General features: G+C 61.6%; 11 protein-coding genes and 1 pseudogene. 2 read left to right on the forward strand and 10 right to left on the reverse strand.

Annotated features, from left to right (window positions below; all coding sequences use genetic code 11):
* Together QD408_RS17955 and QD408_RS17960 are read right to left on the reverse strand one after the other, a co-directional pair.
* On the reverse strand, positions 1 to 1,014 hold the full coding sequence (locus tag QD408_RS17955; RefSeq protein WP_088680467.1) for a carbohydrate ABC transporter permease: 1,014 nt from the start codon (positions 1,012 to 1,014) through the stop codon (positions 1 to 3).
* Positions 1,015 to 1,201: 187 nt separating this feature from the next.
* A complete protein-coding gene (locus tag QD408_RS17960; RefSeq protein ID WP_088680466.1) occupies positions 1,202 to 2,563 on the reverse strand; it encodes an ABC transporter substrate-binding protein in 1,362 nt (453 codons plus the stop codon).
* 390 nt (positions 2,564 to 2,953) lie between these two features.
* On the opposite strand from QD408_RS17960, the gene QD408_RS17965 reads away from it, so the two are divergent.
* Positions 2,954 to 3,982, forward strand: coding sequence for a LacI family DNA-binding transcriptional regulator (locus tag QD408_RS17965; RefSeq protein ID WP_414140230.1), 1,029 nt, complete (start codon positions 2,954 to 2,956; stop codon positions 3,980 to 3,982).
* Positions 3,983 to 3,985: 3 nt separating this feature from the next.
* Here the strand turns inward: QD408_RS17965 and folD are convergent, their stop codons facing one another.
* The 8 genes and pseudogenes from folD to QD408_RS18005 form a co-directional block, all read right to left on the reverse strand.
* Positions 3,986 to 4,885 (reverse strand): bifunctional methylenetetrahydrofolate dehydrogenase/methenyltetrahydrofolate cyclohydrolase FolD, encoded by a 900-nt coding sequence (folD, locus tag QD408_RS17970; protein ID WP_088680464.1) that lies wholly within the window; start codon positions 4,883 to 4,885, stop codon positions 3,986 to 3,988.
* 121 nt (positions 4,886 to 5,006) lie between these two features.
* On the reverse strand, positions 5,007 to 6,767 hold the full coding sequence (locus QD408_RS17975) for a succinoglycan biosynthesis protein exop (RefSeq protein WP_414140231.1): 1,761 nt from the start codon (positions 6,765 to 6,767) through the stop codon (positions 5,007 to 5,009).
* Positions 6,768 to 6,930: 163 nt separating this feature from the next.
* Complete coding sequence (locus tag QD408_RS17980; RefSeq protein WP_414140232.1) at positions 6,931 to 7,773, reverse strand: WecB/TagA/CpsF family glycosyltransferase; 843 nt, start codon at positions 7,771 to 7,773, stop codon at positions 6,931 to 6,933.
* Between the two features lie 288 nt (positions 7,774 to 8,061).
* Positions 8,062 to 8,601 (reverse strand): hypothetical protein, encoded by a 540-nt coding sequence (locus QD408_RS17985; protein WP_088680461.1) that lies wholly within the window; start codon positions 8,599 to 8,601, stop codon positions 8,062 to 8,064.
* Positions 8,601 to 8,966 (reverse strand): hypothetical protein, encoded by a 366-nt coding sequence (locus tag QD408_RS17990; protein WP_003570277.1) that lies wholly within the window; start codon positions 8,964 to 8,966, stop codon positions 8,601 to 8,603. Before QD408_RS17990 ends, QD408_RS17985 begins: the two co-directional genes overlap by 1 nt.
* An 11-nt stretch (positions 8,967 to 8,977) precedes the next feature.
* Positions 8,978 to 9,541, reverse strand: a complete 564-nt coding sequence (locus QD408_RS17995; protein ID WP_088680460.1) for a rod-binding protein — start codon at positions 9,539 to 9,541, stop codon at positions 8,978 to 8,980.
* A gap of 31 nt (positions 9,542 to 9,572) precedes the next feature.
* Positions 9,573 to 9,986: a hypothetical protein gene (locus QD408_RS18000; protein ID WP_414140233.1), complete on the reverse strand. Its 414-nt coding sequence runs from the start codon at positions 9,984 to 9,986 to the stop codon at positions 9,573 to 9,575.
* 7 nt (positions 9,987 to 9,993) lie between these two features.
* Positions 9,994 to 10,497, reverse strand: a pseudogene (locus QD408_RS18005) (flagellar biosynthetic protein FliR); the annotation flags it as partial.
* Positions 10,498 to 10,599: 102 nt separating this feature from the next.
* On the opposite strand from QD408_RS18005, the gene QD408_RS18010 reads away from it, so the two are divergent.
* The coding region (locus tag QD408_RS18010) for an IS4 family transposase (protein WP_414140234.1) at positions 10,600 to 11,481 on the forward strand (882 nt) is incomplete at its 3' end.

Consider the following 11,481-nt stretch of genomic DNA (forward strand, 5'->3'; position numbering starts at 1 on the left):
TCAATGGCCCTTCAATTCGCGATTGGCGCGGCGCACGTTCCAAACCATGATCGGCGTGACGGCGAGCATGATGATGATGGCGATGACGGCGCTTCGGCCGGAGTCGCCGCCGCCGCGGAACATCCAGTCGAACATCAGGTTCGCCAGAACCATGGTCTGCCACTGGCCGTTGGTCATGGTCAGCACGATGTCGAAGACCTTGAGGACGAGGATGGTGATCGTCGTCCAGACCACGGCGATGGTGCCCCAGACCTGCGGCACCATGATGCGCCAGAAGATCTGCCAGCCATTGGCGCCGTCGATGACGGCGGCTTCGATCGTCTCCTCGGGAATGCCGCGCAGCGCTGCCGAGAGAATGACCATGGCAAAACCGGTCTGGATCCAGATCAGGATGACCATCAGGAAGAAATTGTTCCAGAAGGGCACGGAGATCCACACTTCGGGCGTGCCGCCGAACAGCTGGACGATGGCGTTCAGGAGGCCGATCTGGACGTCGTTGCCGCCGCGATACTCATAGATGAACTTCCAGATGACGGACGCGCCGACGAAGGAGATCGCCATCGGCATGAAGACGATGCTCTTGGCGATATTGCCCCACCAGATGCGGTCGGTCATCACGGCGATGACGAGGCCGAAAAAGGTGCAGGCGGCCGGCACGACGGCGAGCCAGAGGATGTTGTTGAAGATCGACTGGCGGAATTCGCGGTCGCCGATCGCCCATTTGTAGTTGGCGACGCCGACGAATTGCTGGCCGGTGCGGTCGTAGAAGGAGAGGATGAAGGTGGCGACAACCGGATAGACGAGATAGACGAAGAGCAGGAAGAGCGCCGGGCCGATGAACAGCCACGGCCGGATCAGTGCGCGGCGGTTGAGGTTGCGCGATGCGGCGCGGATGTCGCCATCGCCGACCGGTAGGGCCAGATCCAGAATCTTGTTCGAAAAATAGAAATAGGCCGAGCACGCGAAAACGGCGACGACCACGACGCCCAAAGCGGACACTATCTGCAACAGCATTACGTCCCTCCCCTGCTTCCCCTGATCTTATTCAGACCGGCTTTTCTTCTGACGGATCGAGGCCGGTCATCGTCAACCCGTTTGCATTGCCCAATCGCAACATATCCCGCGATGGCCGGGCTCTTTGCGAACCCGGCCAGTCATGCAGGCCATGCCGCCGGCAAACCGGCGGCATCGTTTTGGAAGATTACTTGATGCCGTCCCAGGCGCTCTGGATTTCGCCAGCGGCCTCTTCGGCAGACTTGCCGCCGACGAAATCGACCATGCCCGTCCAGAAGGCGCCGGCACCGATCTTGCCCGGCATCAGGTCGGAACCGTCGAAGCGGAATGTGGTGGCCGAGGTCAGGATCTCGCCTTCCTTCTTCATCTGCGGATTGGCATAGGCCTCGGTGCTAACGCCCTTGTAGGGGGTCAGGAAGCTCGACTGCGCCATCCAGACTTCATGCGCGATCGGGGTCTTCAGGAAGTCGATGAAGGCACGGGCGGCCTTCGAATCCTTGGTGATCGAGACGAGCGTGCCTGCGCCGAGAACCGGCTTGCCGAGTTCCGGATGCGAGGCATAGGTCGGCATGTAGAAGAAGTCGGCGTCCTGGCCGAGCTTCGTGCCTTCAGGGAAGAAGGACGGGATGAACGAGGCCTGATGGTGCATGTAGCACTTCGGCGGAACGGCGAAGAGGCCCTTCGGGCTGTCGCGGAAGTCGGTCGAGGCCACGGCCGCGACACCACCATCGACATATTTCTCGTTCTTGGCGAACTTGCCGAATTCATCGATCGCGGCAACGACGGCCGGATCGGTGAACTTCAGCTCGTTGGTCGTCCACTTGTCGTAGGCTTCCGGCGGCTGGGTGCGCAGCATGATGTCCTCGACCCAGTCGGTCGCCGGCCAGCCGGTCGCGCCGCCGGAACCGAGACCGATGCACCAGGGAACGCCGCCATCCTTGACGATCTGATCGGTCAGGGCATGCAGTTCTTCCATGGTCGTCGGAATCTTGTAGCCGGCTTCCTCGAAATTCTCCGGCACGTACCAGACGAGCGACTTGACGTCGGCCTTATAGGGGAAGGCGTAGAAGGCTTCCTTGCCGTCCTTGCCCTTGTAGGTGCCGTAACCGACCCAGCTGTCGCCGGCGCCGTAATTGTCCTTGATCCACTTGGAATTGTCGTCGCCGAGCGGCGTCAGGAAGCCCTTACCGGCGAGATCGGCCAGAAGGCCCGGCTGCGGCAGAACGGCGATGTTCGGCGGCGAGCCCGCCTGCGTATCGATGACGATCTGCTGTTCGTAGTTTTCCGAAGAGGAGTATTTGGCTTCGACGCCGGTCGCTTCGGTGAAATAAGCGAGAACGCTCATGAAGAAGGCTTCGTCCTCACCGCGCCACGGTCCGAAGATCGTCAGCGGCTCGCCCTTCAGATCGGCATGAGCGGCCTTGAATTCATCATAGCTCTTCCAATTGAACTTGGCATCCTGCCCGGGCGCGAACTTCAGATCGGCCGCGGACGCAGTACCGGCAAAAAGCGCCGCGACGGCAACGCCCATCAAAAATGACTTTTTCATGTGATCAACCTCCCATCACAATCCCAACCGCACCGAATTCCCTCAAAAAGGATTTCAAAGCGCTTTGACACTTAAACTCATTCCACTTTCGGCGGAATAGAGTCAAGTGATTTCACGAAAACTCACTATAAACATGCGACTTGGAGCGCCTTGCATCCTGCCGGATTCACAAAGGACACTCTAAGCCTTTGAATCTACGTATCGTGCGCCTCGAAAATCGATTCCAATTTTCGAGCCGATGCGCTAGCGCTGTTCGACAGCGCCTCTTGGGAAATATGGAGCGATTTTTCTTGAGTCAAGCGCATCAAATGATACATAATTGAAAGCGCTTTGGGCGCTGGAGGGCGACTAGCCTTTATCCAGGTCCAGGGCGAGCCGGGAGCGTAGCAGGTGAATCTCAAACAGCTATCGGAATTGCTGGGACTTTCGCAGACGACCGTGAGCCGGGCGCTCAACGGCTATCCCGAGGTCAACGAGGCGACCCGGGAGCGCGTGCTCCAGGCTGTCAAGGAAACCGGATACCGGCCGAACAAGGCGGCGCAGCGCCTTGCGACCGGCAAGGCCGGCTCGATCGGCCTCGTCATGCCGACCGCACCCGGCCATCAATCCGACGTGCATTTCGGCGAGTTCTTGGCCGGGCTTGGCGAAGAGGCCGTGCGCCACGATTTCCACTTCGTCATCATGCCGGCCGACCCGGATGACGAGGTGGCGGCGCTCCGCCGCCTTGCGATCAGCGGCAATGTCGATGCACTGTTCGTCGCCTATATGCGCGGCCACGACCCACGGCTTCCCATGCTGAAATCGCTCGCCATACCCTATGTCGTGCACGGCCGCTCTTTCGGATCGGAGCCGGATTACCCTTTCGTCGACATTGACAATGAGGGCGCCTTTTACGATGCGACGCGGCTCCTGCTGCAGCTCGGCCATACGCGCTTTGCGCTGATGAACGGACCGATGCATCTGGATTTCGCCATCCGCAGGAAGAACGGCGTCATCGCCGCTCTTGGCGAGCGCGGCCTGACGCTCGACGAAGACTGCACCAGCCACGCGCTGATGACGGACGAGCAGGGTCTGCTGGCGATGGAGCGCTTCCTGGAGCTGCCGGACCGGCCGACGGCAATCCTCTGCTCCAGCACGGTGCTGGCGCTCGGTGCGATCCGCGCCGTCAACCAGGCGGGCTTGCGGCTCGGCGAGGATATTTCGCTGATCGCCCATGACGACGTGCTGCCGCTCTTGAAGCCGGAAAGCTTCTCCGTGCCGCTGACGACGACGCGCTCCTCGTTGCGGGCAGCGGGCGTACGCATCGCCCAGCGGCTGATCGGCACGGTGAAACAGGCCGGCCCCTTCCCCGACCAGGAGCTCTGGAAGACCGAGTTGATCGTCAGGGCCTCGACCGGCCCTGCGCCGCAGCAGCCATAATCATCAGAACTGCGGCGGCGTCTGTCCGGCAGTGCGATGGGCAGCGATGACCGTATTGGCCATCAGCATGGCGATGGTCATCGGGCCGACGCCGCCTGGAACCGGCGTGATGGTGCTGGCGATCTCGGAGACTTCGCGGAAGGCCACGTCGCCGACGAGCCGGGTCTTGCCCTCTCCCTTGTCGGGAGCCGGCACGCGATTGATGCCGACGTCGATCACCGTCGCGCCCGGCTTGACCCAATCGGCCTTGACCATCTCCGGCCGGCCGACGGCGGCGACCAGGATATCGGCATTGCGGCAGACCTCGGCGAGGTTCTTGGTTCTCGAGTGCGCGATCGTCACCGTCGCGTTGGCGTTGAGCAGCAGTTGCGCCATCGGCTTGCCGAACAGGTTGGAACGGCCGATGACGACGGCATTGAGGCCGGACAGATCCTCGCCATGGGTGCGGCGCACGAAGACCATGGCGCCGGCCGGCGTGCAGGAGACCAGGCCCGTCTTCAGATCGCCGGTGGCGAGCTTGCCGGCGTTGACGACGCTCAAGCCGTCGACATCCTTTTCCGGCAGGATCGACTGGATGATCGGCTCGCTGTCGAGCGGCTTCGGCAGCGGCAGCTGCACCAGGATGCCGTGGATCGACGGATCGACGTTGAGGGTGGCGACGAGGGCTGCGAGTTCCTCCTGCTTCGTTTCGGCCGGCAGCGTATGCTGGACGGACTTGAAGCCGCACTCCTTGGCCATGCGGCTCTTGGAGCCGACATACGCGTGGCTTGCCGGGTCGTCGCCGACGATGATGACAGCAAGACCGGTGGTCACGCCGCTGCTCTTTTCCAGCGCTGCCGTCGCACTCTTGACCGTTTGGATTACGGATGCAGCTACGTTCTTGCCATCGATTACTGTCGTCACGCGTCTCTCCGCCTTGTTTCGCGCCAATCTATGGATGTTCGGCGGGCGCCGATTGCCCGCTAACGCCCTATCCTGTCCGAAAGCGGCAGCGCAATATCAAACTTGCAAGGAAATGTTTCGTTCAGCGCAGCGGCTGCCGCGCATGAACACGAAGCCGGTCACGCAGGCCGGAGATTTCGGAGCGCAAAACCTCCACCTCATCGGCCGGCGCGGAATGCTGCACAGGCGCCGGCAGCGGTGGGACTTGCGGCTGGAATACTGCCATATCCTTCCCTGTGGGATCGGCGGCGCGCTTGCGCAGCCGCAGCAGGAAAGCCCCGGCAAGGCCTATCGCGAGGCCCGCCGCTGCACCGGTAAGCGACCGGACGGCCAGGCCATCGGTTTCCGATACCGCTGTTGCCAACGGCGGCTTCAGGAGAACGATACGACCGTCGGTGGCCGTTTCCGCCGCGGCGGATGTTGCTTCCTCCAGGCGCGAGCGGGCAGCATTCGCCTTTTCCCGCAACTCGGTCAGGCGTGACAAATCGACGCCGGTGTCCCGGCTCTGGGCGATCAGCGTGTTGCGGCGGTCATTCAGGCCCTTGCGGGCATCGACGGCAGCCTTGGCAGCGGCATTGGCGACCTGGGCAAGACGAGTGAGCTCCTTGCCCATATTCTCCTTCAGACCATCGGTTTCGGCCTGCTGCTGCAACAGGCGCGGATGGCGCGGGCCGAGTTCAGTGGAAAGCTGCGCCAGCGCCGTTTTGGCGACGGCATATTTGTCCCGCCAGTCCTGCAGCGCCGGCGAAAGCATATCGGCGGGCAACGAACCGCCGAGCACTTCGGCAAGTTTTGCCGCCTTCAGCCGATCGGCCTGGGCCTTGGCGGTCAGGATATTCTGGTCGGCCTCTTTCAGATCGGCATCGAGCCCGTCGATCTGGCGGCGAAGGTCGATCGCCACCTTGACATTGCCTTCGCCGCTTTTTGCCGTGAAAGCGGCGAGCTCGGCCTTGGCGTCATCGTAGGTCTTGCGCAAGGCGGCATCGGTCTCCGCGTTGCCGCCTCGCCCGTCTCCGCCGGCTGCTTCGGCAAGCCTTGCCGCGATGCGCGTGGATTTGCCGCTGTCGCCGGTCGTCACTCTCACCAGGATCGTGCCTGCGGCTGCATCTGGCAGGATCTCGACCGCATGTTTCAGCGTCGCCTCGGCGCGCGAGGCCGGATCGGCGGCGGCGCCGGTCGCCGACAGGAGATCGAGTGCGACGCCCAACGCGTTTGCGCTTGCGCCGGCGAATTCAGGATCGCGATCGAGCTTCAAGGCGGCGACCGTCGATGCGACCATCCGCGCCGACAACAGCCCCTTCGCGGCAGCCTGCGTGAAGGCGGCCCGGCTTGCGGCATCCGTCTTTACCGCAAGCGTCGTTTCGGCACGGTAAAGCGCAGGCGAGGCCGGCATCAGCAGAGGGAAGCCTGCGCCGAGGACCGTCGCAGCGGCGACCATCGCGGCAAGACCGAAGTGTCCCCTACCGCGCCGCGATGCTGCCGGCCGGGCTTCGGCGGGCTCGTCGTAACCTGCGGCCGGCGGTTCGATTGAAATCACCGGCTCGCCGGCCGGGGCGATCTGCTCTTCATAACGCGCGGCGTCCTGCGGAAGACGATGGCCGACGTCGTTGGCGGCATGCAGACGATTGCCGAGGATGGTTTCGATGCGATCGACCAGCGGCGCCGTGCGCGCAGCCCTCGCGCGCTGCTCTTCGAGCGCGCGGCCAATGGCGCGCAGCAGCTCCGCCTCCGGCGGCGCGATATCCGGCCCTTTCGGCTGGGGCAGTCGATACGGATCGTCATCGGCGCGCCGGCCCGCGCCTGCGCGATCGTGGAAACTGCTTCTGGCCCTGATATCGTACATTGCGCCACATCTCATGCACATGATGGCCGAGTTCGCTCATCCGCACGAAACGCAGATGATTAAGCTACTCTAAATATTCATGGCAAAGAAATGGTTAACCGCAGCGGCAAGAAACGACAGTGCCGCTTTCAGACGCCCGACGGGCGCTGCATTATCCGCTCGGTCAGCTTGCCTTCTTGTGATCCAGACGCGGCTGTTGCGGCGCGCTGGTCTGCTCTTCGGGATAGCTGAGCATTCTTTCACGCCGGCGGAAGCGGTAGCGCAGGACATGATAGAGGAAGACGGGGATGCCGATGATGTAGCGGCGCCAGAGGCGGGCCGGCTCCTGTATCAGGCGATAGGCCCATTCCATGCGCATCATCCGCACCGTCTTCGGGGCGCGCGGAACGGCGCCGGAGACGAAGTCGAAGAGCGCGCCCACCGTCAGCACCAGACGCGCATGATCGGCGCGGATATTGTCGTGAACCCATTTCTCCTGCAGCGGCGTTCCCATGCCGACGATCAGGATGTCGAGCTTCTGACGCTCGATCTCCTCGATGACGGGGCCTGAATTGACCTTGTCGAAGTAGCCGTCGGAAACGACGACGAATTCGTGCCAGGGCGTGTGCTTGCGGAAGTTTTCCGCCGCCGCCTCGATGACCGAGCGCGTGCCGCCGATGAGGCCGATGCGGCGCGGAGCCTCCATGAAGGTGAGGAAAGCCGGCACGAAATCGGTGCCGTTGAGATTGGCGGGAAACGGCCCGCCATGGGCAATTTGCGATGCGATGTTGAGGCCGATGCCATCCGGCAGAACCAGATTGTGCGACATGATCCGATAATATTCGTCGTCGCGCAGGGCCGTCAGCATGTTATGGGCGTTGACGAAGCAAACCACGGTCTGGCCGACGGGAATGGAGGCCAGCTCGTTGATGAAAACGAGGGCATCGTCCCAGCCAAGATCGCACACCGGCAGATCGAAGATCGTCCGCCGCGATGCGAGCACCGCGAAGTTTGCAATCAGATTCATCCCAACCTCCTGCCGAGGGTGCGTCATGCGCCCGACATCCCGGAAAACAAGCCCACATTTCCGCAACGGAGGTCTCGAAAAGGACCGGTCGCGTCACGCCGGGAGGGCGTCGCTCCCGAGGGGAGGCAGCGCAGACCAAGCTGTGACGTCTGATATAACAGGACTGGTTCAAACAACCCTTAGGAAAATCCCTCGGATTTCCCTACTCGCATAAGTGGTTTATTAACCACAAGCGCCAATGCAAAACGGCGCCCTTCAGCGCCGCTTTCGTCGATGATCGATAAGACCTTAATGCGCGGCTGGCGCCGGCGCTTCCGCTGCCGGCTCGGTCTCGACGATCTTGACGGGGTTGCCCACTTTCGTCGGCTTGCCGGCGGCGCCTTCCTTGACATCCTCCTTGGAGAGATAGTCGAGCTGTTCCAGCATCACTTCGGCGACATATTCGCCGCCGAGGCGCTCGTTCATGCCCTTCTTGATCTCCTCGCGGAAGGCCTGCGGATCGAAGGATTTGAGGTGAGCGATATCGACCATCTTGTTGCCGACGAGCAGGCTGAAAAGCTCGTCCGTCGTCATCTCGGTCAACGGCAGCGTCACACCCTTCAGCATCTCCTTGTTCATCATGAAGGAAACGCGGCCAAGGAAATAACCGGTGATCGCACCGTCGCCGATGATCGGGACCGTGATCGTTTCACCCTTGACCAGCTCGAGCGTGCTCTGCTTGGAATCCGTTGCCACAGGCGCCGGCGCAGTCGCCAGGTACACCGAAAAATAGACGGAGGCCAAGGTGATGGCGCAAACCCAGACACCGGTGAGGACGAGCTTGATCATCAGTTTCCACGCGCGGCGAATTGTTCCTGGGAATAGGTGCCGTCAGCATCGGCATCCTGAACCGCATTCTTCAGGAGGTCGGCCACGGCGCGAACTGCTTCGAGATGCGCTTCGACGCGGCGGGCATTGAGAACCAGCTTCTTCTTCAGGCCGTGCAGCTGATCGAGGTGGGCAGCGGCGAGCTCGGCCGGATCGGTATCGCGGAAAAGCATCGACAGCTCGTAAAGGCAGCGGCTCTTGTGCGCGTTGGAGACCTTGAGGTCGAACTGCGGATCACTGCCGATCCGGGTGTTCTCATTGTCGATGATCATTTCGAGGCGTCCGAGAACGGATTTGATCCTGTATTCGTTCGAAACTATTTCCATTGTACCCTCGGTTATGCGTCGCTTGCGTTCTTGGCTTCGGCAGTCGGCGTGCCAAAGGTCTTGCGCTGGAAGTCGTCGATCATGCTGAGTGCGGTATTACGGTCGCGGTCATCGGTCGAGGCATTGACGATCTTGCCTTCCTGCCGGCGCAGCTGTTCGCTGTACATCTGCTTGGCGATGCCGATGCCGTCACCCTTGGCCATGGTGTTGCCGAGCTGCTCGGCCATCATGCCCTTCCAGATATCGCCGGTCGCACCCTTGCCGTAGACGTCTTCGCTTTCGCTGGGCAGCATGGACTTGACGAAATTCTGCAGAACCATCGCCTCGAACTTCCGGTAGCTTTCCGGAACTTCCTCGGTCTTGGTGCGATTCTGGATGTTGGAAAGGCCGCTCTTCTGGCCGATATGGTCGAGAACGTCCACGGTATTGGAGAAGCCCTTGCCGTTCTCGGCGAGGCTCGTGGCGGCAAAGGCCGCACGGTTTGCCTTCAATTTTTCCTGGGCCACCTGAACCTCCATGGGGTCGGCAGCTTTGACAACGTCCAGGACCAGATCACTGGGGGGCGAAATAGCCACGTTACAATCCTCTAAATTAAGATCGTAGCGATTATGGTTTTTGAAGCTTGCTGGAGGCTGGCGTTGCGAATTGCTGGTCGATGACATCATAGACCGCATTGTCGTCGGCCTCGCGGCGCTCGGCCTCCAGGGCGTCCTTCATGCCCTCTTCCAGGCGATCGCCCTTGGCGCGCTCACGGCTCAGCCGCATCTCATGGACCTGCTGCATGCCGGTCAACTGCTGGTCCTTGATGGTGAGCCTGCCGAATCGGTCGGCGTAATTCTGCGAGAAGGCGTGATGGACGGGGTCCATCGAGCCGAGCGCAAGGATGACATCGTCCATCGCGGCATTGACCTCGACGCGCTGGCGGCTGGTTTCGGCCAGGTCGTTCTCGGCCATCCGTTCGATGTGGCGCTGTACAGAGAGGAGGCGCTTCAGCTTTTGGGAACGGCTCTTTTCGATCATGCCCGCCTCATCGCCCGATATAGATCGAATCGAAGGACTGGCCGAACTGACTGACCAGCGCCGCAATCGAGAAATAAATCAGGAAGAGCCCACCGAGCAGCAGGTACGGAGTTGAGATGAAGTAGACCGGGATCTGCGGCGCCAGCTTGTTGATGAAGCCGATCGAGACGTTGAAGATCAGGCCGTAGATCAGGAAGGGGCTAGCCAGCCGCAGCATGATGTAGGTCGTCTGTTCCAGCGTATCGGTGAAGGAGATCAACGTCGAGCGCATCTGCACCAGTCCGCCGAAAGGCATGGTCGTGTAGGAATCGATCAGCGCACGGAAGACGATGTGATGAAAATCCATGATGAAGAGAATCATCATGCCGGCAAAGGTGATAAAGGCCGAAAGGCTGGTTTCCGGCGTGTCTTCGATGACGTCGGCAGAACCCGGCTGGGTGTAGCCGACCATCATGGCGAGGATCGAGGCGGCGAACTGCATGCCGAGCGTGTAGATCCTCGCCAGCATGCCACTGGTGTCCGGTTTAAATTTGGTGGACAAGGCGCACGGTGTTGATTCTACTCGTATTCGGATGTTTGGCGACAATCCCGGACACGAAAGAGGGGCAACACCGTGCGGCACGAGAATAGCGTCTTTCATGATCTGTTGAAGCGRATTCCGTGGGCGGCCTTCGAAAGACTTGTGGAGGAGCATGAGGCCGACAAGCACGTGCGGCGACTGTCGACGAAGAGCCAGTTGGTCGCGYTACTCTACGGCCAGCTTTCCGGGGCCGTCAGCCTGCGCGAGATCGTCGGCGGCCTGCAAAGCCACAGCAGCGGTCTTTACCATCTCGGCGCCCGCCCGGTGTCACGTTCGACCCTTGCCGACGCCAATGGCCTGCGCCCGAGTGCGGTTTTCGCCGAGCTGTTYGCGCAAATGGTGTCGCGCGCCGGGCGTGGGCTCAAGCGGGCCGTCGGCGAGGCGGTGCATCTGATCGACAGCAGCAGTCTGCGCCTTTCCGGAGCGGGATCGGATTGGGCACGCTTTTCCGATCAGGCCTGTGGCGCCAAGGTTCACGTCGTCTAYGATGCCAATGCCGAACGGCCGATCTATGCGGCGGTGACRCCGGCCAATGTCAACGACATCACCGCCGCCAAGGTTATGCCCATCGAGGCGGGCGCCACCTATGTCTTCGACCTCGGCTATTACGATTTCGGCTGGTGGGCGAAGCTCAATGCCGCCGGCTGCCGCATCGTCACGCGCCTCAAATCCCATACCAAATTGGCCGTCACCGAGGAAAGAGCGGTTAGCCTGGTTGGAACCATCCTGTCGGATCGGGTCGGCCTCCTGCCGCAGCGCATGGCGAAAAGCCGCAGGAACCCGATGAGCGTGCCGGTTCGGGAGGTCTGCGTGCGGATCGAAACCGGCAAGATATTGCGCATCCTTTCCAACGATCTCGATGCTCCGGCTGAAGAGATCGCCGCGCTCTACAAGCGCCGCTGGGCGATCGAGTTG

The sequence above is a fragment of the Rhizobium sp. BR 249 genome (assembly GCF_047445895.1).
Taxonomy (GTDB): Bacteria; Pseudomonadota; Alphaproteobacteria; order Rhizobiales; family Rhizobiaceae; genus Rhizobium.